Raw genomic sequence first — 20,416 nt, forward strand, 5'->3', positions numbered from 1 at the left:
GGAAGAACCGTTCATTTTTGCTTCTAAGAATAGAACGGGATAAATGGTCAATCGAGGGGTGGAAGAATGCTAAAATGGAATCTCACATATGGTTTAAGTTTTTTCGCTGTATTTACAATTAATGACATGATCTTTTCTGAAGAAATACAGTGGATCGACAATCTTGGTATATCAATCCTTGCATTCTTGTTCAAGTCTTTATGGGAGTGGTCAAAAAAACCGTACGACTGGAACAAACATAAAAATAAGGTTATGAAATAAAGGAGGCATATCTTGACCAAACATAAAATCTATACAATGAGCTTCGCAAGTGTCTATCCTCATTATGTGACGAAGGCTGAGAAAAAAGGACGTACGAAAACAGAGGTTGATGAAATTATCCGTTGGCTGACAGGTTACAGCCAAAAGGAGTTAGAGGAACAACTAGAACAACAGACTGATTTTGAGACCTTCTTTGCGGAAGCGCCCCAGCTAAATCCTTCTCGGACCTTGATCAAGGGTGTGATCTGTGGGGTTCGGATTGAAGAGATTGAAGAACAAACGATGAAGGAAATTCGCTATTTAGATAAGATGATTGACGAATTAGCAAAGGGAAAAGCGATGGAGAAGATTTTACGGGCGTAGCGATCGGTTATGATTGAATACAGAGTCTCGAAAATACTATTAGGTTGAATATGTTTTGGTTTGGCAATGTATTGTTTTTCTAAATTAAAGTTTCAAGCAGTAGAAAAAGGGTGACCAAATGTCCGCAATTGGACGTTTGAGTCACCCTCACTTATTTTAATTAAAGCCAAGAAGCGCCGACAATGATAAGAAGGATGAACAACACGACAATCAACGCGAAGCCATTACCTCGTGTAGTTGGTGTGACGGGAGCGCCATAACCGTAACCGTATGGTGTATATCCGTAACCGAACATGCTCAATCACTCCTTTCCGGTATTACATTAATACTATATGTAAAAATGTCTGGGGTGTGTTTGAGTAGAGTGAAAATAGGCGGAGAAATCAAAGTGCAAAGCGTTCCTATTGTAGCGTATTTGTCGAATTTTAGTTTGATCAAACGCATTTATTCATGGTATAAGTATAAAGGGAGCAGAGAGACCTTCTTTGCTTTTTATTTTTTTGGGCTTACATGCGGGTTTATCCTGATGCCCCATGAATGAGAGGATTTGAGAGTATGATGAAAGATAATTTTTGGCGTGAGCTACCACGTCCGTTTTTTATATTGGCACCAATGGAAGAGGTGACGGATGTTGTATTCCGTCATGTCGTGAGTGCTGCAGCTAGACCTGATGTCTTTTTTACAGAGTTTACTAACTCGGAAAGTTATTGTCATCCAAAGGGGCATCATAGTGTTCGCGGGCGCTTGACATTCACAGAAGATGAGCAGCCAATGGTCGCTCATATTTGGGGCGATAAACCGGAATTGTTCCGTCAAATGAGTATTGGTATGGCTGAAGAAGGTTTTCGTGGACTTGATATCAACATGGGCTGTCCCGCGCCCAATGTCGCAACAAACGGCAAGGGCTGTGGTTTGATCCGTCGTCCAGACGTGGCCGCAGAGCTCATTCAAGCAGCGAAAGCAGGAGGATTACCTGTAAGTGTGAAGACAAGACTTGGTTATACGAACGTCGATGAGTGGCGGGGCTGGCTTACGCATGTGTTGAAGCAAGATATCGCTAATCTCTCCATTCACCTACGTACCAAGAAGGAAATGAGTAAGGTTGATGCCCACTGGGAATTGATCCCGGAGATTAAGCAGCTTCGAGATGAAATTGCACCAGATACCCTTTTGACAATCAATGGCGATATTCTTAATCGTCAAATGGGTGAGGAACTCGTTCGTCAAACAGGTGTGGATGGGGTAATGATTGGACGCGGAATTTTCAAAAATCCATTCGCCTTTGAGCGTGAACCAAAAGAGCATAGCAGCAAGGAATTGATTGATCTCTTGAGATTGCACCTTGACCTCTACGACCACTATTCAGAAATGCTAGAAACACGCCCATTCCAAGCACTTCGTCGCTTCTTCAAAATCTATGTCAATGGTTTTCCGGGTGCGAGTGAGTTAAGAAATAAATTAATGACAACAAAGACAACGGATGAAGTGCGTGCGATGCTTGATCAATTTCAGTGATAGATAGTTCGGGTATAAAATGATTTACTTAAGCTGAAAGTTGATTTATAGATGAAGTCAGGGAACCTCATCGTTACGAGGTTCCCTTATTTGCTTACATAAGTAAATAAGAAGTTAAGTAATAACATACCATTACTGACTAGTATTCGCATGGATAGAGTTCAAGTTTTTCGTTGAATTCCTTATTACTAGTTTGGTCCCGATATAAACCTTTTTCGGGATTTTACGTTCGTTGGTGAGTCGTTCGATGATTAAATCGATTGCTGTTTCTCCCATGAGTTCAGTTTCTATTCTTACCGTACTTAGAGAAGGATAGATATACTTCGAAATACTCACATCATTAATTCCGATGATGCTTACTCGATCTGGTACTGAAATATTTTCCTCCTGTAATGCTCGTAAAGCCCCGATAGCGAGAGGGTCATTCCCTGCATAAAAAGCTGTAGGTAGATCATCCTTCAACGTATGAATTGCATTCTTCATAAGTCTGTATCCTGCGTTTACGTTGAATTTTTCAATGAAAACATACCGTTCATCAAGGAGTCCTTTTTCCTCCATATATCTTCGGAAAAACGTTTCGCGTTTCTCTTGGATAGGTGGTTGATCATCTGCGAAATTTTGAGTTCCTCCTAAGAATCCGATCTCTTTATGTCCAGTATCTAATAGAAAGTCTAGAACTTGACTTGAGACTCGTTCGAAATCGACTAATACTGCATCGCAGCTGTCATCTACATAGAAAGAATCGATCATCACAATATTTGGGGTAATATTCTTTAGCTTTTCTACCTGTTCCTCAAATGTATCGCCGACAACGATGATACCATCGATATCGGTTACTATATTATCTAAATCGCCTTTTAGATACTTAAGTAACTCAACTTTATGATAATCCGCTCGTTCCTCGATCCCGACCCGAATGGACATGTAATACACATCATCTAACTCTTCTTCTTCTGTTTTAATATGAACGAAGGCAATTCTCCTATGGGCGGGTGTTCTTTTCCGTCTCTTTCTATAAGAGAGTTCCTCGGCTACTTTGAAAATTTGTTTTTTGGTGCTTTCACCAACAGATAAACTTGAATCGTAATTTAATACTCTAGATACAGTAGCGCTTGATACCCCTACTTTTTCAGCAATATCCTTAATCGTCGCCAAATTCTTCACTCCTTTTTTCCGACACCGTCAGTTCTGCTTTTTATTAGTTAAGAGGATATGTATTAGTCACTAAAATGAGTTGTTTCTTAAAGGTATAGCAGATTTGAAGAATAGTCAAATTAAGCTAGTAAATATTTACTTAATATTTACTAGCTTAATTAATTTATAATTGTTTTATCGTATGATTATAATAAAATTTAACTATATTATAGACGTTTATGTACTAATTAAGTAAAATTTTATATTTATTTAAGTAAATATTTACTTGACTGATATTACTTACTGGGATAACATGGTAATATAAAACGCTTACATAAATGAATTAATAAATATTTACTGAATGTAATGTTTGGTAAATAGTTTTTGAGGTTGGGACTTGACTAAAGTGTCTAACTAGAATACAGAACAAGCAATCATGTAGCGGAGTATATTTCAGGAGCGATTTACATCCGCAAACTATCATTGTTTGGATTTTCTATTAGTTAAATCGCATTTGTCCCAAACTCAAATAAAAAGTCATGACATAGGGGGATAGTCTTATTTAGTGAAACTGGTTTTTCTTATTACTATTTAAGTTGAGGGGGAAGGGTAATGAAAAAGAAACGTTTTCTATTAATGATTAGTTTACTAGCGTTTGGCTTAATCCTTGGGGCTTGTGGAAATGAGAGTACTAGTACAAATGAAGATAGCGACGATGGTGACAGTGACGTTGTAACCTTAACATTTTGGAATAGATATGCTGAGCTTCGTGGGGGATTAGAAGTATTTATTAAAAATTTCGAAGAAGAACATCCCAATATTAAAATTGATTTGCAAGAAACACCTAGTGGAACGGCAGAAACTCAATTACGAACTGCCTTATCAGAAAGTCAACTACCTGATTTATGGACTAATACAGTAGAACTAAAGGAACTTATTGCTGTTGATGCAGTCAAAAACTTAGATGAGGTTTTCACAGATGAAGTAAGAGCTTTGTTTCATGAGGGTACTTTCTTTGAAAATGGAACAACTTCTGATGGATCTGTATATGGTTTCCCATTAGCATCCCCAAGAAGTAAAGCAATGATGGCTTATTACAACAAGGATGTTTTTGAGGAATTAGGATTAACAGAAGCTGACATTCCAGCTTCATGGGAGGAGTTTGAACAGCTAGGTAATCAGATTGTCGAAAAATCTGGAGGGGCTATTTATCCATTGGTATGGAATAATCCAGGTTGGGCAAATGATCAATTAGTATCAATGATGGGGACGGCGATTAGTCCTGAAACTCCGTGGAGGCACGACTTTAAAGAAGGTGTTCCAATGTTATATACACAAGGGAAATTAGAGTCTGCCGTTTGGTTAAAGGATATGCTAGATAAGGGGCTTATCGCACCCGAAAGTGTTGAGATTGGACTAGGGGAAGCGGAAGCGATCTTTGCAATCGGAGGGGCTGCTTTCTTATATAGTGGAGACTGGGTTGGTAGACAGCTTTCTATTGAAAATGAGTTTGAAAACTGGGGTGTAGCTCCACTCCCAACGAAGGATGGCAAGCCTTACTATTATCGTGCTGGATCGGAAGCAAGTAGTATTCAGGTAAGTAATGATACAGAGCATTGGGAAGAAGTAAAAACATTCTTAGAATATGCAATTGAGCATTTTCACAAAGAGGTCTATGTCAATACCGGAGCGGGAATTCCTGCGAAAATGAATGTCGAAGGAAATCCGCCATTTGAACAGGCTGAAGATATTAGTGAATTACAAGAGCAATTGGTGATCCCTGTGCCGAAGCCGGGTGAGTTAAATCCTGCAACGATTCAATTCGAAAGAGATGTAGCGGCGAAATTAGAAGTTGCTGGAATTGGCGATGCGATTGTTGGTTACTTAACGGGGAACATCGATGATTTAGAAGCAGAGCTTGAGAAATTAGACCAAAGTTACAAGGATGCATTTTTTGAGACATTAGAGGAAAATAGCGATGTTTCTCAAGAGGATTATATTTTCCCTAATTGGGAGCCATTTGTCCCTTTTACAAACGATATGTATGAGGAATTAAAATAATTTAAGTTAAGTAGTGTGGAGCCAGCGTCACTATAGTCTAGTAATCTAAAAGACTATAGTGACATGTGCCTGGCTGCTGTTTTACTACAGGCAAGGAGTGTTACCGATTACTCATAGAAAGGGTGAATTCAACATGTCTAGTCGTATTCAACCGAATTCTGAGCGTGTATCCCCTAGTGTTCCGCCCGGAAAAGAACCATCTTCACGTAGTAAGCTGAAAAGAAAGAAAGCTATTTGGGCATATATCTTTCTCGCACCGCAAATCATTGTATTTTTTATTTTTTCGGCATACCCAATTGTCATGAGTTATGTGTATTCCTTTTATGATTGGACTGGAATTGGTCCGTTGACTAATTTCATTGGATTTGGAAACTACGTCCAGCTTCTCCAGTCGGATCGCTTCTGGAATTCCTTATTTGTGTCTATTTACTACATACTTGGAACGACTGTTCTAGGTGTTGGGGTTGCACTTATTTTAGCTATTATCTTGAATGATGCCAAGCTAAAGGGAAGAGGGTTTTACAGAGTTATTTACTTTTTGCCTGTAGTAACGACAACAGCGATTGTTGGAATTATTATGAGCAATCTATTTGGTGTGCGAGGTCTTGTTAACCAAGTGTTAATGCAGGCGAATATTATTGCCTCACCGATTACATGGCTTACAGAAGGCACTTTAGCCATGTTAATTTTGATTGTTGTCGGTTCTTGGAAAGGTCTTGGTATTAATATGGTCTATTGGTTAGCGGGTCTTCAATCCATTCCGCATGATCTGTACGAATCAGCCCAGTTAGACGGGGCTGGCTTCTGGAAGACACTGAGGTATATCACATTACCGTTATTAAAGCCAATGCTTATGGTCATTGTCTTATTATCATTAGTTGGTGGAATTAATGCCTTTGATCTAGTTAAAACATTAACAGATGGTGGTCCAAACTTTGCGACAGAAACGCTAGATTTATTTATTTACAACTATGCCTTCTCTAGTCAACTTGGTGGGACATCGACTCGAATGGGTTACGCTTCTGCAGCGGGTGTTCTGTTAGGTATATTTACATTCATTATAAGTACAGCATTTGGGGCAGCGGCATTCGGTAAGAATTTAATGAAACGAAAAGTTCAAATAGATCCTAAAGGTGGTGCGAAAAAATGATAACAACCAAGTCAGCGCGCCTCATAACGCACATATGTTTAATCTTTTTCGGTATCATTTGGATCTATCCATTTATCTGGATGATCTTCTCGTCTCTAAAAACAAATAGGGAATTTCTCACGAGTGGAACATCGCTTTTACCAGAAACGATGCAGTGGGAGAATTATTACAGAGCCTGGGAAACGGCCAACTTCTCAGGATACTTCATCAATACGATTATCTTTACGATTTCTACGGTTCTAATTGTGATCTTCCTGTCTTCCTTAACAGGCTATGCACTTGGTCGAATAGATTTTCCAGGTCGAAAAACGATCATGATTATTGTTGTAGCTATTATGTTCATCCCGAAAGGATATACGATTATCCCGTTATTTAAAATCATAAGCTTTATGGGGTTACAAGATTCTGTTCTCGGTATGATTGTCGCTGAATCGTCAGGGGCTCATGTCCTTTTCATATTAATGTTTGCCTCCTTCTTTGCTAATATTCCTAAGGAGCTAGAGGAAGCGGCGGAAATTGATGGTGCTGGATTTTTGACAGTATTTACGAAAGTGATGTTGCCACTAAGTATGCCTATTGTTGCGACAACAGCGATTATGCAATTTATTTGGACGTGGAGCTCATTCTTAGTTCCTCTCGTTCTTTCGATTAGTAAACCGGAGATTAGAACACTGGCTGTTGGAATGCAAAGCTTCGTTGGTACGTATGCGACCGATTTCTCGGGAATGGCAGCAGGGGCTACGATTGCACTATTGCCTGTGATGGTTATCTTTATAATTATGCAACGCTACTTTATTGAAGGAATCGCAGGTGCGGTCAAAAACTAATAAACTGCTGGTAAAGATAGCCTCAGGAACGATTCCCTCAGCTGAAGGCCACTGAATAAGTTAACATTCGTCCCTGTTTTAGTGGCCTCTATAGTCAAGAGGATAAATTTAAAGGTGTATTACCTAAAGGGGTGAGAATATGTTCACAATGGATTCGCTTTTATATAAATTCACCGTATGGTTTATGCGCTTAGCGTATGTCAATATTTTGTGGATCGTGCTGACGATCACTGGATTAGGCGTATTTGGCTTTTTCCCTTCGACAGTAGCGATGTTCGCGGTTGTCCGCCATTGGATTAGAGGAGATACCGAGATTCCAATTTTAATAACATTTTGGAGCCATTATAAAACGAATTTTATGAAAACCAATATGCTTGGCATGGTTATGACGCTGCTAGGTCTCATGATTTATTGGAACCTATTGTTTTTTATCAGCATGAATAATCAAATCGGTGCAATGCTATTTTATTTAACAATTGCACTAGCACTTGTTTATTTTGTGGTTGTATCGTTTATCATTCCGGTCTATGTTCACTATGATCTCAAAGTAGTGGGTTACCTCAAATACGCATTTATTATTAGTTTATCGTATCCACACCACGCTCTTTATATTGGATTTAGTTCAATTGTCATGTATTACGCTACATTATTCTTTCCGGTCCTCTTTCTATTCTTTTCAGGTAGCTTTCTAAGCTTACTGATCATGCGATTTGCTTATGTTGTTTTTGAAAGAGTAGAGAGGAAGAATAGTTCAAAAGAGGTCGTAGCGGCCGAGGTCTAAACCGATACAATCTCACTGGAGGTTTCATACTTATGAAGAACTTTAACCTAGCGATCTATCAGAACAAGTTAACGTCAAAAGAGGATATTCAACTAGCTATTGAAGAAATTTGTCAGCCGGTAACAAGCTGCTCCAACACATCATCGACCGCACATCTTCATATTGGAAATACAAGTGCAGCCTACCCTGATCCGATTGCTGAAATGGAGGGCTTCTCAAGATTGTTATGGGGAGTTGTTCCGTATCTGGCAGGGGGAGGGGACTATACTTCTTGGGAAACGACACTTCAAGGGATCACGAATGGAACGGATCCTAACCATGAAGAATACTGGGGAACGATTCATGATTATGATCAACGTAGCGTCGAGATGGCGGTTTATGGCTTTGCACTCGCACTTGTCCCAGAAAAAATCTACGAGCCACTAGCGGCGGAAGCGAAAGACAATCTCGTAAAATGGCTATCTCAAATAAACTGCAAAAAAGTCCATGATTGCAACTGGCTGCTGTTTGCTGTCCTTGTCAATATCGGGTTGAAAACGGTGGGAGTACCTTATGATAAAGAAAGGATAGATAAGAATTTAGATAGAATAGATGAATTCTACCTCGCTGATGGCTGGTATTCAGACGGCGTCAATGGCCATTGTGACTACTATACTTCTTTTGCGATTCACTATTATTGTTTGCTGTATGCCAAGCTAATGGAGAAGGAAGACCCCGAACGTTCTGTCCTATACAAGGAACGTGCTCGCCTATTTGCTCGTGATTTCATTTACTGGTTTTCAAAGGATGGTTCCGCATTACCATATGGAAGAAGTCTGACGTACCGTTTTGCTCAATCGTCTTTTTGGAGTGCAATGGTCTTTGCCGAAGTGGAGGAGTTTACATATGGCCAAATGAAAGGCATTATCTTAAACAATCTCCGTTGGTGGTTTACCCAGCCGATTTTTCATAAGGATGGCACATTAACTATTGGTTATGCATATCCGAATTTAGTCATGGCTGAAAACTATAATTCACCAGGGTCTCCTTACTGGGGCATGAAAATATTCCTGATATTAGCACTTGATGATCACCATCCCTTCTGGCAAGCAGAAGAGCAGGAGCTACCTCATCTAAATAATATTTCCGTTCAAAAACCAGCCCATCTTGTGATATTTCGACAAGAGGAAACGGGGCATGTAGCTGCTTTTAATTCTGGTCATCCTTCTACAAATGATCACACGCATACATCAGCGAAGTATGAAAAGTTCGTGTACTCGACCTCGTTCGGATTTAGTGTACCTCGAGCGGAGTGGGGTCTTGGCCAAGGTGCATTTGACTCAATGCTCGCGGTAAGTGAGGGTGATCATTTATACCGAGTAAAGAGGAAAAATGAGGACTATGAAATAAATGGAAATATTATTTATATGAAATGGAAGCCGTGGGATGACGTTGTTATACGCACATGGATCGTAGCTGGTCTTCCTTGGCATATTCGAGTTCATCATCTTGATTCCAACCGGAAGTTGGACGTCGCTGATGGTGGATTTGCATTAGGGAAAACAAACGAGGGTTTTCGAGAAGAAGCGGTTAATGAAGTGAAGGACGCTCATTCTGCTTTCGTTAAAACCCAGCTAGGCAGAAGTGGAATTGTCGACCTAACCCGAAAAGGAAATGTGGCTCTGATCCATCCTAATGCCAATACAAACATCCTTCATACACGTACTGTTATTCCAACAGTTAAAGCGTCTCTTTCTAAAGGTCATCACATACTCGCAACAGCAGTATACGGAGAACCAGGTCATGACAAACCGACCGACAGTTACAAGGAAGTACCGTACCTAGAAATGGATGGAACAAAACTAACCATCTATTCCGCAGATAATCGTATTCTCTTTCAGCAAGACTTATCAGAGTCTCCCTCTAGCGAAAACAAAGGAGTTTTAAGATGAATCAAAGAAAGATTAGTTCATTGCTCACTTCAACTATAGCTCAATTGTTCTCAAATAAGGAAGAACAAGACAAGTGGTTTCTCCATCTGAGCCAAAATCCGTCAACTCTTGTGGAAGAAATAAGGGTAGAGGCTGAGAAGCAATTAAAGGAATCTGACCCTGTACTTAGCCATTCCTTATTCAAGATTTTTTTAGAAAAAGGATCGCGGCTAGAGTATGAACGAGTGTATTTTTCAAAACGAAGGCGTTTAAATACATTTGCGATTATGACACTGTTAGAGCCGGACAATCAGATATACCGAGATGCATTGCAAAACTCAATTTGGTCTATTTGTGATGAATACACATGGTGTTTACCTGCTCATTTAGGAGATTTGAAAGAAGGGAGAGGTGAAGATCTATCGCTTTTTCAAGATACAAGTCACGATGCGATCTCACATTCTATTGATCTCTTTGCAGCAGAAACAGCCTTTGCCTTAAGCGAAGTCTATCATTTAACAGAGCATCTGATTGACCCGATAGTCGGTCGGAGAATACAGGAAGAAGTCTATCGAAGAGTGTTTTGGCCCTTTCATCATCGTAGCTTTCACTGGGAGGTAGCCACACATAACTGGTCCTCCGTCTGTGCAGGTTCGATTGGCGCCGCGGCAATCTATTTAATAGATGATAAAGAAGAGCTATCTAGCATTTTAGCAAGAGTGATCCAAGCATTGGAGTATTATTTGCAAGGCTATTATGATGACGGTGCTTGTTTAGAGGGATACGGCTATTGGCAATATGGCTTCGGGTTCTTCGTGTATTTTGCTGATTTGTTAAAAAGGAAAACAGCCGGGCAAATTGATCTGTTCCAGTCGGAGAAGGTGCATCAGATTGCCATGTTTGAACAGAAAAGCTTCTTAACAAAAAAGCAGATCGTCAATTTTTCCGACGCTGTGCCAGAATCAACTGTCTTTTTAGGTCTTAGTCATTATTTACATCAGCTCTATCCAGACATTCAACTGCCGGAAGAGGAAATAGCCTCTCGCTATGTAGATGATCATTGTAGTAGATGGGCTCCGGCGATACGTAACCTATTGTGGGTCTCGGATGAGTTAAAAGGAAAACCATGGCAGGATCATTCGTATTATTTAGCTGAAGCTCAGTGGTTCATTTCTCGAGTTACCTATCGAGAAAGTAGGTACGCATTTGCTACAAAAGGTGGTCATAACGCAGAACCACACAATCATAATGATAGTGGTCACTTTATTCTTCTCGGAGATCATGACGTGTTTTTGCAGGACCTTGGTAGTGGAGAATATACGAAAGAGTATTTTGGTGAAAGACGATATGAGTTTGTCTGCAACAGCTCTGAGGGTCACTCTGTGCCGATTATTAATCAACAATACCAAGGAGCTGGAAAGTCTTTCGCTGCTTCTGAATTTATCGTGGTGTCAGATGACGAGTTAGAAGAGGATACGATAAAACTAGATTTATCTCGTGCGTACGACGTGAAAAGTTTGAATCAATTAGAAAGAAGGTTTACGTGGAAGAAGCAGGGTCGCCCGTCACTCCAACTGAAAGACACGTATACATTTACTGAAAAACCAGAATCGATTATTGAACGTTTTATCACGCCGGTTTTTGACGTAATGGAAGACGTGAAAGGGATCTACCTTGAAGGGGATGGGAATCAAAAGCTACGAATAACCTATCAGCAAGACAAACTAGCATTTAGGAAGAAGAAAATGAAGTTTTCCAATCATCAAGGAGAATTGCAAGAGTTTATAGCATTAGATTTCATTGTGAAACAACCTGAAAAGCGATGTACAGCTGAATTTACATTTCAATTTCTGGAGAAAGGGTGAGAGGATCATGGATAAGCAAAAATGGGTAGAGGCTGCATGGGATGATATTACAAATAAGATTCGTAGAACGAGTAAGAAGATTGGTGCCAATTTCCCTCATTTAAGCAAGGATGGTACATATGAGTTGGCAGCACCTCATTGGTGGACGGCTGGTTTTTGGCCAGGGCAATTATGGTTAGTGTATCGTGATACGAAAGAGGAATCGCTCCGTCAAATTGCTGAGGATTGCGAGCGGCAATTAGATACTGTCATCACCGATTTCTACCGATTGGATCATGACATTGGCTTCATGTGGACCCTCACAAGTGTGGCGAGATATAAGCTCCTTGGCGAGGAAGACTCCAAGCGTCGGGCACTATTAGCGGCAAACTTACTGTTGGGCCGCTTCAATGCAAATGGTAATTTCATTCGTGCTTGGAATCCGTGGTTTGAAGGTGATGAGAATAGCGGTTATGCGATTATCGATTGCGCGATGAACCTCTCCCTATTGTTTTGGGCATCAGAGACAACTGGTGATCCGAGGTATAGAGCAGTGGCAATGAAGCACGCCGATACAATACTTGATCATTTTATAGAAGAAGACGGTTCTGTACATCATATCGTTCATTTTGATCCAGAGACAGGTGAGCGTCGTGAGTATATTGGTGGTCAGGGTTATGCGGCGAATTCCGCCTGGTCAAGAGGAACTGCTTGGGCCATCTACGGATTAACATTATGCTATCACTATACGAAAGAAGAGAAATACGTATTAGCGGCCAAAAAGGTAGCTCACTTCTTTATATCAAACCTCCCTGAGGATTATGTGCCACATTGGGATTTTCGAATTCCTGAAGAGGTTACACGATATCGTGACTCCTCTGCAGGCGCCATTGCCGCATCAGGTCTCTTACTATTATCGGAAAACGTAGCATCAACAGAGTCAGAGCTCTATCGAAAGGTCGGAGTGAATATTCTGAAATCACTATATGAAAAGTACGGAACATGGAGTAATGTAAAAGAAGACGGACTAATTCTTGCGGGAACGAGTCATTATCCTGAACAAAAGGGATTAGAAGTACCAATTATCTATGGAGATTACTTTTTTGTCGAAGGCATTGCAAGGTTAAAAGGAAATACACAATTGTTTTGGTAAGAAGAAGGATATGACAAATACAATGAACGAGCTAATGCAGCGGGAGGTTACAACATAATGTTAAAAGCAGGCAACGGGGAATTTCTTTTAGAGGATAAGTCATTTCAAGTGTTATCTGGTGCAATTCACTATTTTCGTGTCGTCCCGGAGTACTGGGAAGATCGATTACGAAAGCTAAAGGCAATGGGCTTAAATACAGTGGAGACGTATGTACCGTGGAATTTTCATGAGCAAAAGAAAGGCGAGTTCAGCTTTTCTGGAATGGCCGATATCGAACGTTTTATTAGCACAGCACAAGCTCTAGGGCTATATGTCATCGTTCGTCCATCGCCATATATTTGTGCTGAATGGGAGATGGGTGGTCTACCAGCATGGCTATTAGCGGAAAAGGAGATCATCCTTCGTTCGAGTCAGCCAGCTTTTTTGAAACATGTGGAAGAGTACTATGACGTCTTGCTTCCGAAAATGGAGAAGCATTTAAGCAAAAACGGTGGACCGATTATTGCGATGCAAATCGAAAATGAGTACGGGGCATACGGGAATGATCAAGACTATTTGCATTTTCTTAAAAAACAATATGAAAAGCACAACATAGACACCTTCTTGTTCACATCAGATGGACCTCGGTTTATTAAACAGGGCTCATTGCCGAATGTGACAACGACACTTAATTTTGGTTCAAAGGTTGATGAAGCCTTTGCTGCGTTAGAATCGTTTAAGCCAGGCTCTCCTAAGATGGTAGCAGAGTTCTGGATTGGTTGGTTCGATCATTGGGAAGGTGAGCATATTACTAGAGACCCAAAGGATACAGCGAAAAATTTTGAAGATTTATTACAGATTCAAAATTCGGTAAACTTTTATATGTTCCATGGTGGAACGAACTTTGGATTCATGAACGGAGCAAACCATTATGACAAATATTACCCTACAATCACAAGCTATGATTATGACAGCTTGTTGTCTGAGAGTGGGGATGTAACGGAAAAGTATAAGCAAGTAAAGGCAGTGCTAAAGAAATACAAAGACATACCAGAAGATGTAGAAAATGAAATTCCAAGAAAAACGTACGGTGCAATCAGGGTAAATGAATCTGTGAGCTTGTTTGACGTTCTTCAGGATATAAGTGTAGTAAAAGAGAATCTAGTGCCACTAAGTATGGAGGATGCGGGCCAATCGTATGGCTATATTCTCTATTCAACTGAAGTAAATCGCCAAGGACAGTTAAATCTCGATACAGACTTAATTCGCGACCGGGCTTACATATATGTTAATGGAAAACTAGAGAAAACGATTTATATCAATGATGTAGAAGAACGAGTAGCGATCGATTTTCCTAACGAGGTAAATACGCTAGAGATTTTGGTCGAAAATATGGGTCGTGCAAATTACGGGAAACATTTAACCGATAAAAAAGGATTAGTAGGCAATCTTTGGTTAGGTGAACAATATTGGTTTGATTGGACAATGCATTCGATTGAATTAGATGTCTTGCCTACCTGTTATGAGAATGGAGAAGATACTCGTTACCCGAAATTCTTTAAGGGTACCTTTGATGCGGCTGAGCGTGGCGATACATTCGTCGATCTTGCTGGTTTTACTAAAGGAAATGTTTTTATCAATGGGTTTAACTTAGGGCGTTACTGGACTTCGGTAGGACCACAACAACGACTATACTTGCCAGGACCACTATTACACGAAAAAGACAATGTGATCACTGTGCTAGAATTAGAGAAGACAACAGCAAATGAAATTCAATTATTGGATGAACCGAAGTTAGGTTAGGGTTGGAGTTAGTACACATCATTTGTACAGCTATTAATATTCCTTATTAATATAGTAGTATCCGTAAAATAACGATGAACATTAGTGAGGAGATGACTAAGAGATGAATAAAGGTAAACAGGAAGCCTACTTATTTGTGCATTTTATTCATGAAAAAGAGAGTAAAGAAAACGCGGAACAAGTTTATTTTTCGGTTAGTAAGGATGGATTACGCTGGGAAACAGTAAATGATAAAAAGCCCGTACTGACTTCAACACTCGGAGACTGCGGGGTAAGAGATCCATTTATTATTCGGTCGCCAAAAGAAAATAAATTTTACCTAATTGGTACTGATTTATCGATCTATTATCGTAGGGATTGGGAGGCAGTTCAGAGGTCTGGAAGTCAACATATGGTCGTTTGGGAATCTAATGATTTGGTGAAGTGGTCAGAGCAACGGTTAGTTAAGGTGGGACCTGAAACAGCTGGTTGTGTGTGGGCTCCTGAAGCGATATATGACAAAGAAACCGATGACTTTTTAGTATTCTGGGCCTCTAGAGAGAATTTTGGTGCTGAGAAACAGAAAATCTACTATTCGAAAACGACCGACTTTATCACTTTTACTGAGCCGAAGATTTACATTGAAAGAGAGAATCATATTATTGACACAACGATTATTGAAGAACAGGGGAGATACTATCGTTTTTCAAAAGACGAAACGGTAAAAAGCATTACGGTCGAGGTGTCTGACCACTTGCTTGGGGAATTTACTACACTTGATACGAATTTGGGTGAACTCTATGGAGTAGAGGGCCCAGCTTGCTTCAAATTAAAAGGTGAAGAAAAATGGTGTCTATTGCTAGATCATTATGAAGTTGAAAAGAAGTATATCCCTTACTATTCAACAGATCTACATGCAGCACAGTTTGTAAAAAGTGAAGAGGATATGGACATAGCTGTAAATTCTAAGCACGGTGGCGTTATGCCGATTACTTTGGATGAGTATCATGCTGTGATTGCCGCTTATGGGAGATGATCAGTATTATATTTACTTTGGGTAATCTTTGTATGTAAGTATGATAGAGGAAGAGGAATGTCAACCGAAGTTAGGTTAGGATTAAAGGCTAGAGGCTGGGAGAGAACTAAAGGGTTTAACTGAAATACCGTACAAAGCGATCATGTAGCGGATGAAATATACGTAGACTCCTGCGGGATTTAAAGCGAGGCCACTGAAAAAGTCCTTTTTAGCACATTCGAGGAAGCTGCAATGGCTCCACTCGTTGCACGCTTGCTATGAGAAACCCACTCCTAGCAAGGCTTAAGAGAATGCAACGGTTTCGCTCATTGCTTAAAGGCCACTAAAAAAGGTGAAAATCATACCTTTTTCAGTGGCCTCATTTAAAGCCCAGGGTGAGACCCCGCAGGCGTAGACGAGGAGGCTCACCGGCTTCCCGCGGAAAGCGAAGTATATTTCAGGAGCGGCTTACGTCCGCCATCTATCATTGTTCGGATTTTGTATTAGTTAAATCACTTTTGTCCCAACTTCTAGTTGTGTTGTAGGATGGACTTTATTCAAAGATCCCGAGCATTTCGCACGACCAATGTACAAAGAATTTCTAATCTAAGTATACGTAATCTAGCCGTGGCCCCAATCCACTAAGGATCTCATTTGTAATGGTTCCAGATTGGCGTGCAATGTCTTCACAGCGTATTTGTTCGGTTCCATCTACACCTATAATCGTTACAACATCATTGTTTTCTACTTCATGAATATGGGAGACATCAATCATTAATTGGTCCATACATATTCGACCGATGATGGGGGCTCTTTTCGAATGCAGCATTACGTAGGCATTGTTTTCGTATAGGCGTCTTGGAATCCCATCTGCGTAGCCAATTGTAACAGTAGCGATTTTCATATTCGATTTAGCTGTGAATTGTCTACCATAACTAATAACTTCTCCTGGCTGGATTTCTTTGATTAAGGCAATTCTTGCTTTTAGTGATAACACGGGTTTTAAATGAACGCTAGCACGTATTTTGTCATCGGCACTTAATACGCCATATAGTGCGATTCCTGGACGTGCGTAGTCACAAACTAAATCAGGGTAATTTAATATCCCGTAGCTTCCTTGGATATGCAACTTTCCTGTGTGATATCCTTTTGCTTTAAGTAAATCAATCATCTGATTAAATTGCTGAATTTGCTTTTGGGTGAATCGAACATCTTCATCTGCTAGACTATCTGCAGTCGATAAGTGAGAGAACATCCCCTCGACTTTTAGATTTTTACATTCGAATACCTTTTCGATTTCTGCGAGATTTTCTACATTGACGCCAAGTCTATGCATGCCAGTATCAATTTTTATATGAACTCTAACCTTTTTGGGGTATTGATTCAGCATCAGTGCATAGGGAAAATCTACTACTGTCTGGATGAGTTGGTATTTTTCTAAACTTGCTAGTTCTTTTGGATTTGTATAGCCGAGAATAAGAATATCCCCTTTAATTCCATTTTGACGAAGACGTACTCCTTCTGCTAGTGTAGCGACCGCGAACATTTTCAATCCAGCTCGCATTAATTCCCTTGCAATTGCTACATCCCCATGACCGTAGGCATTCGCTTTGACAACGGGCATTAATTGACAGTGACTAGGAAGTATTCGCTGCAGTTCCTTCGCATTATGCCTGAGTGCTGCCAGGTCAATTTCGACCCATGCTCTGTTGTCTGGTAATAAATCAATCTTTCTTTTTCTACCTTTAGGTGAAAATTTCGTTAAAATCCATCCTGCAAAAAGGGAGAGAAAGCTAACGATCAAGTAATGAATGAAGTTGTTGTAAATGAATAGCTGTTCCTGATCAATGACCTTAGCAAATCCACGAACGAGGACAATCATCCAAGGATGAATTAGATAGATGATTAAGGAAAGGTCACGTAGGGTTTTGCTATTCTTCCCAGGTAATTGTAGTGAAAATAGAAAGAGAAAATACATACAGGGCACAAGTAGGATGTACATACTATCGTGTCTTTGCCAAGAAAGACTGTTTAGTAAAAGCCCTTCGATAAGTAGTAAAACACTAGAGATAACTAGACCTGTGACAATCTGTTTGGTGGAAAGTCTATTATTAGATTTCGAAATTGCCATTCCTAAAAGGAGATAGATAGGGATAAAAAACAGTCCATTTCTAGTATACTCAAACAGAGTAAAGATCATATCGTAAAAGCTCGTTAGGATATCGGTTTGTTGAACAATTCCGTAGTAACTATCCCCTAGTAGTCCGATGCCATACAATAGGATCGCTACAAGGAAAGATATAGTAAAACCGAACCTCTGAATTCCAACAGTAACAAGGAATACACCAAGAATCATAGCTGGTAAATACCATAGATGATAAAAGGTACCATCAAAAAGAATGTCCTTGATCAGATCTCCCCACAAAAATTTTTCTCCAAAATAGCCTGAATAGAAATTGATAGGTAAAAAAAGAATGATGGAAATTAAATAGATGGTGCCAATTTTAAGAACAAAACCTTTTATGTAAGCATTGTCCCTTTTTGCAATAGCTGTATAGAGAAAATAACCTGTTACCATAATGAAGAATGGCACGGCAAAACGTCCAATTATACGAGTGAGTACAAAATCAGCTGTTTCATCCATCGTATACAATGGGGAAGTGTGAACAGCTACTACGAGCAAGGCTGCTAGTAGACGAAATAGATCTAGTGCTCCGGTGATTTTTGAATGTCCCATACCATCACACCCCGAACATTGTGAGGATAAAGCCATCAACATTATTACCAGATAGTTGATAGTAGAGCTCATCAGGTATTTTCAGGATGATTGGATTCGCTTCTGCCTTAATGTAGCAAATCTCTATTTTTTTATTTTCTGTCTGAAAACAATAGTGCTTTTCCCCGTATTTATAGTCCTGAATAAATGTTACATATTCCTCTAAACAAAGATGATGATCCTGCATGATTTGTGCATGAGGGTATCCTACGTACCGAAAATGCCACGGCTCATGGGAGATGCCGGTAACTGCTTCCTTGTTCTTTTGATATCGCTCAATAAAACCATATTTTGCAGCTTGATTTCGGAAGTCTTCAGCAATACCAGAGTAGGGGAAGTGGGGTCTAATGAAATCTATTTTCTCTGCCTGTTCGCCTAAATCAATGGCCAAGCCTGTCTGGTGTTCACTGCAATTTGGTAATGCCACGTATTTTTCCGTAAATAGCTTCCCATACTCTAGTAAAGAAGTCTGATAGATTTCTTCTTGCTCTTTTAGACTCCGGTACCCACTAACTAGCGCTATTTTATTTTTAGCAGCAATGGAATCAAGCAGCTGTCCTAAAAGGTTTGCAGTATTTTTTTCTAATAATAATTCATTGGATCTTAATCCAATGGGTAATAAATGTTTGGTAAATTGACAAGGATTTTTAATAGCATGATTCTTGTTGACGAGTATTTGGTAGCCTTTATGGATGTCTTCTTTAGATAAGGTTATTTCACTCATTTCTCTAGCCCTAATAGAATGAGCTTGTCTACAAGTGCTCCAAACTCCAATCCAATGCCTTTCATCATCGTTGGGAATCGGCTATGTTCCGTAAAGCCAGGAAATGTATTTACCTCATTAAAAACGAGCTCATATTCTGGAGTGACAAACATATCGACCCGTGCCAATCCACTGCATCCTAATGTACGGTAAATAGTGATTGCTGTCTCCTTCACTTTTTTGGTGAGTTCTTGATTGATTCGAGCAGGGACGTGAATGTTAGACGTTTCTAACGTGTATTTTTCTTTATAATCAAAAAATTCCGTTGTCAATTCGACCTCATCTATTTCACCGACAGTTAAGGTTTCGTTCCCTAAAATCGCACATCCAACTTCGAAGCCCTCAATATTCTCCTCGACAATTACTTGATCATCATAGAGAAAAGCTTGATCAATAGCAGCTTGTAGCTCTTCCTTCTGATAAACCTTTGAGATCCCGTGGGATGACCCTGCTTTGACCGGCTTTACAAACAAGGGATAGGTAAGGTGGTTTGTTCCCTCGACGACTTCTGATGATAGATACTTAGTTGACAAGACAACGGAGGAGGGTGTCCGAATGCCCGCTAAGGATACTAATTGATGAGCTTTGTCTTTATCCATACACAAGGCTGATGAGAGTGTATGACATCCGACAATAGGTATGCCAGCAAGGTTAGCAATACCTTGTACAGTACCATCCTCGCCGTGTTTTCCATGTAAAATCGGAAAAACAACATCGATGATTATGGTCTGAACGGATCCATCCTCTTTGAATTCAATAAGTTTATTTGCATATCTGTCTGGAGATAGTACGACTGAATAACAGTTATCATGATCCTCAAACCATGTATTAGTGCGGATTTGATCGACCTCGCCATCATAACGAAGCCATCTGCCATCCTCCGTAATCCCAATCATGATAGGTTCGTATTTATTCTTATCTAGGTTGGTAATTATGGCATATGCGGATTGTAGCGACACCTCGTATTCACTAGAATAACCACCGAATAAAATAGCAACTTTTATCTTTTCCATTTGATTTTCTCCTTGTTCGTAAATTTTCAATACAATAAAAAAACACTTTCTATTTGATACAGCAATCGTACCAAGCTAGAAAGTGTTAT

General features: G+C 39.9%; 17 protein-coding genes. 12 read left to right on the forward strand and 5 right to left on the reverse strand.

The annotated features are described in order from the left end of the window. The first annotated feature begins 66 nt into the window (after nt 1-66). Together J7W16_RS12200 and J7W16_RS12205 are read left to right on the forward strand one after the other, a co-directional pair. Nucleotides 67-261 carry a hypothetical protein gene (locus J7W16_RS12200; RefSeq protein ID WP_210597575.1) on the forward strand — a complete coding sequence of 65 codons (195 nt, stop codon included), beginning with the start codon at nt 67-69 and terminating at the stop codon, nt 259-261. 12 nt (nt 262-273) lie between these two features. Further along, entirely contained in the window at nt 274-624 is a 351-nt protein-coding gene (locus J7W16_RS12205; protein WP_210597576.1) for a DUF2200 domain-containing protein, read from the forward strand. A gap of 160 nt (nt 625-784) precedes the next feature. Here J7W16_RS12205 and J7W16_RS12210 read toward each other — a convergent pair whose 3' ends face one another. Further along, a complete protein-coding gene (locus J7W16_RS12210) occupies nt 785-919 on the reverse strand; it encodes a YjcZ family sporulation protein (protein WP_210597577.1) in 135 nt (44 codons plus the stop codon). 263 nt (nt 920-1,182) lie between these two features. Between J7W16_RS12210 and J7W16_RS12215 the strand changes: the two genes are divergently transcribed. Further along, entirely contained in the window at nt 1,183-2,139 is a 957-nt protein-coding gene (locus tag J7W16_RS12215; protein WP_210597650.1) for a tRNA dihydrouridine synthase, read from the forward strand. 132 nt (nt 2,140-2,271) lie between these two features. Here J7W16_RS12215 and J7W16_RS12220 read toward each other — a convergent pair whose 3' ends face one another. Then, nucleotides 2,272-3,303, reverse strand: a complete 1,032-nt coding sequence (locus tag J7W16_RS12220; protein WP_419095831.1) for a LacI family DNA-binding transcriptional regulator — start codon at nt 3,301-3,303, stop codon at nt 2,272-2,274. A gap of 582 nt (nt 3,304-3,885) precedes the next feature. Here J7W16_RS12220 and J7W16_RS12225 point away from each other — a divergent pair. The 9 genes from J7W16_RS12225 (at nt 3,886) to J7W16_RS12265 (ending at nt 15,796) form a co-directional block, all read left to right on the forward strand. Beyond that, nucleotides 3,886-5,334 (forward strand): ABC transporter substrate-binding protein, encoded by a 1,449-nt coding sequence (locus J7W16_RS12225; RefSeq protein WP_210597579.1) that lies wholly within the window; start codon nt 3,886-3,888, stop codon nt 5,332-5,334. A gap of 133 nt (nt 5,335-5,467) precedes the next feature. Continuing rightward, nucleotides 5,468-6,484 carry a carbohydrate ABC transporter permease gene (locus J7W16_RS12230; protein WP_210597580.1) on the forward strand — a complete coding sequence of 339 codons (1,017 nt, stop codon included), beginning with the start codon at nt 5,468-5,470 and terminating at the stop codon, nt 6,482-6,484. Continuing rightward, on the forward strand, nt 6,481-7,311 hold the full coding sequence (locus tag J7W16_RS12235; protein ID WP_210597581.1) for a carbohydrate ABC transporter permease: 831 nt from the start codon (nt 6,481-6,483) through the stop codon (nt 7,309-7,311). The genes J7W16_RS12230 and J7W16_RS12235 overlap by 4 nt, the downstream gene beginning before the upstream one ends. Before the next feature lie 139 nt (nt 7,312-7,450). After that, a complete protein-coding gene (locus J7W16_RS12240) occupies nt 7,451-8,092 on the forward strand; it encodes a YesL family protein (RefSeq protein WP_210597582.1) in 642 nt (213 codons plus the stop codon). A gap of 32 nt (nt 8,093-8,124) precedes the next feature. Next, nucleotides 8,125-10,023, forward strand: a complete 1,899-nt coding sequence (locus tag J7W16_RS12245) for a DUF2264 domain-containing protein (protein ID WP_210597583.1) — start codon at nt 8,125-8,127, stop codon at nt 10,021-10,023. Next, complete coding sequence (locus tag J7W16_RS12250; RefSeq protein WP_210597584.1) at nt 10,020-11,867, forward strand: hypothetical protein; 1,848 nt, start codon at nt 10,020-10,022, stop codon at nt 11,865-11,867. The genes J7W16_RS12245 and J7W16_RS12250 overlap by 4 nt, the downstream gene beginning before the upstream one ends. A gap of 7 nt (nt 11,868-11,874) precedes the next feature. Beyond that, nucleotides 11,875-12,999 carry a glycoside hydrolase family 88 protein gene (locus tag J7W16_RS12255; RefSeq protein WP_210597585.1) on the forward strand — a complete coding sequence of 375 codons (1,125 nt, stop codon included), beginning with the start codon at nt 11,875-11,877 and terminating at the stop codon, nt 12,997-12,999. Between the two features lie 57 nt (nt 13,000-13,056). Continuing rightward, nucleotides 13,057-14,781 (forward strand): glycoside hydrolase family 35 protein, encoded by a 1,725-nt coding sequence (locus J7W16_RS12260; protein ID WP_210597586.1) that lies wholly within the window; start codon nt 13,057-13,059, stop codon nt 14,779-14,781. 103 nt (nt 14,782-14,884) lie between these two features. Next, the gene (locus J7W16_RS12265) at nt 14,885-15,796 is read left to right on the forward strand and encodes a glycoside hydrolase family 43 protein (RefSeq protein ID WP_210597587.1); all 912 of its coding nucleotides are present in this window, start codon (nt 14,885-14,887) and stop codon (nt 15,794-15,796) included. Between the two features lie 580 nt (nt 15,797-16,376). On the opposite strand, the gene vanT is transcribed toward J7W16_RS12265, so the two are convergent. From vanT to vanG, 3 genes are read right to left on the reverse strand one after another with little or no spacing between them, the layout of a single operon-like run. After that, nucleotides 16,377-18,512, reverse strand: coding sequence for a serine racemase VanT catalytic subunit (vanT, locus tag J7W16_RS12270; protein ID WP_210597588.1), 2,136 nt, complete (start codon nt 18,510-18,512; stop codon nt 16,377-16,379). A gap of 4 nt (nt 18,513-18,516) precedes the next feature. Next, nucleotides 18,517-19,275: a M15 family metallopeptidase gene (locus J7W16_RS12275; RefSeq protein WP_210597589.1), complete on the reverse strand. Its 759-nt coding sequence runs from the start codon at nt 19,273-19,275 to the stop codon at nt 18,517-18,519. Then, the gene (gene vanG / locus J7W16_RS12280; RefSeq protein ID WP_210597590.1) at nt 19,272-20,327 is read right to left on the reverse strand and encodes a D-alanine--D-serine ligase VanG; all 1,056 of its coding nucleotides are present in this window, start codon (nt 20,325-20,327) and stop codon (nt 19,272-19,274) included. Before vanG ends, J7W16_RS12275 begins: the two co-directional genes overlap by 4 nt. Between the last annotated feature and the right edge of the window lie 89 nt (nt 20,328-20,416).

Source organism: Halalkalibacter suaedae, from assembly GCF_017939705.1.
Lineage (GTDB): Bacteria > Bacillota > Bacilli > Bacillales > Bacillaceae_D > Halalkalibacter > Halalkalibacter suaedae.

Excerpts from the sequence above, each read along its gene's own strand:
- J7W16_RS12255 (WP_210597585.1), top strand. The coding sequence starts at position 11,875 with ATGGATAAGCAAAAATGGGTAGAGGCTGCATGGGATGATATTACAAAT.
- J7W16_RS12215 (WP_210597650.1), top strand. The coding sequence starts at position 1,183 with ATGAAAGATAATTTTTGGCGTGAGCTACCACGTCCGTTTTTTATATTG.
- J7W16_RS12260 (WP_210597586.1), top strand. The coding sequence starts at position 13,057 with ATGTTAAAAGCAGGCAACGGGGAATTTCTTTTAGAGGATAAGTCATTT.
- J7W16_RS12245 (WP_210597583.1), top strand. The coding sequence starts at position 8,125 with ATGAAGAACTTTAACCTAGCGATCTATCAGAACAAGTTAACGTCAAAA.
- vanT (WP_210597588.1), bottom strand. The coding sequence starts at position 18,512 with ATGGGACATTCAAAAATCACCGGAGCACTAGATCTATTTCGTCTACTA.
- J7W16_RS12265 (WP_210597587.1), top strand. The coding sequence starts at position 14,885 with ATGAATAAAGGTAAACAGGAAGCCTACTTATTTGTGCATTTTATTCAT.
- vanG (WP_210597590.1), bottom strand. The coding sequence starts at position 20,327 with ATGGAAAAGATAAAAGTTGCTATTTTATTCGGTGGTTATTCTAGTGAA.
- J7W16_RS12250 (WP_210597584.1), top strand. The coding sequence starts at position 10,020 with ATGAATCAAAGAAAGATTAGTTCATTGCTCACTTCAACTATAGCTCAA.
- J7W16_RS12210 (WP_210597577.1), bottom strand. The coding sequence starts at position 919 with ATGTTCGGTTACGGATATACACCATACGGTTACGGTTATGGCGCTCCC.
- J7W16_RS12240 (WP_210597582.1), top strand. The coding sequence starts at position 7,451 with ATGTTCACAATGGATTCGCTTTTATATAAATTCACCGTATGGTTTATG.
- J7W16_RS12275 (WP_210597589.1), bottom strand. The coding sequence starts at position 19,275 with ATGAGTGAAATAACCTTATCTAAAGAAGACATCCATAAAGGCTACCAA.
- J7W16_RS12230 (WP_210597580.1), top strand. The coding sequence starts at position 5,468 with ATGTCTAGTCGTATTCAACCGAATTCTGAGCGTGTATCCCCTAGTGTT.
- J7W16_RS12200 (WP_210597575.1), top strand. The coding sequence starts at position 67 with ATGCTAAAATGGAATCTCACATATGGTTTAAGTTTTTTCGCTGTATTT.
- J7W16_RS12225 (WP_210597579.1), top strand. The coding sequence starts at position 3,886 with ATGAAAAAGAAACGTTTTCTATTAATGATTAGTTTACTAGCGTTTGGC.
- J7W16_RS12235 (WP_210597581.1), top strand. The coding sequence starts at position 6,481 with ATGATAACAACCAAGTCAGCGCGCCTCATAACGCACATATGTTTAATC.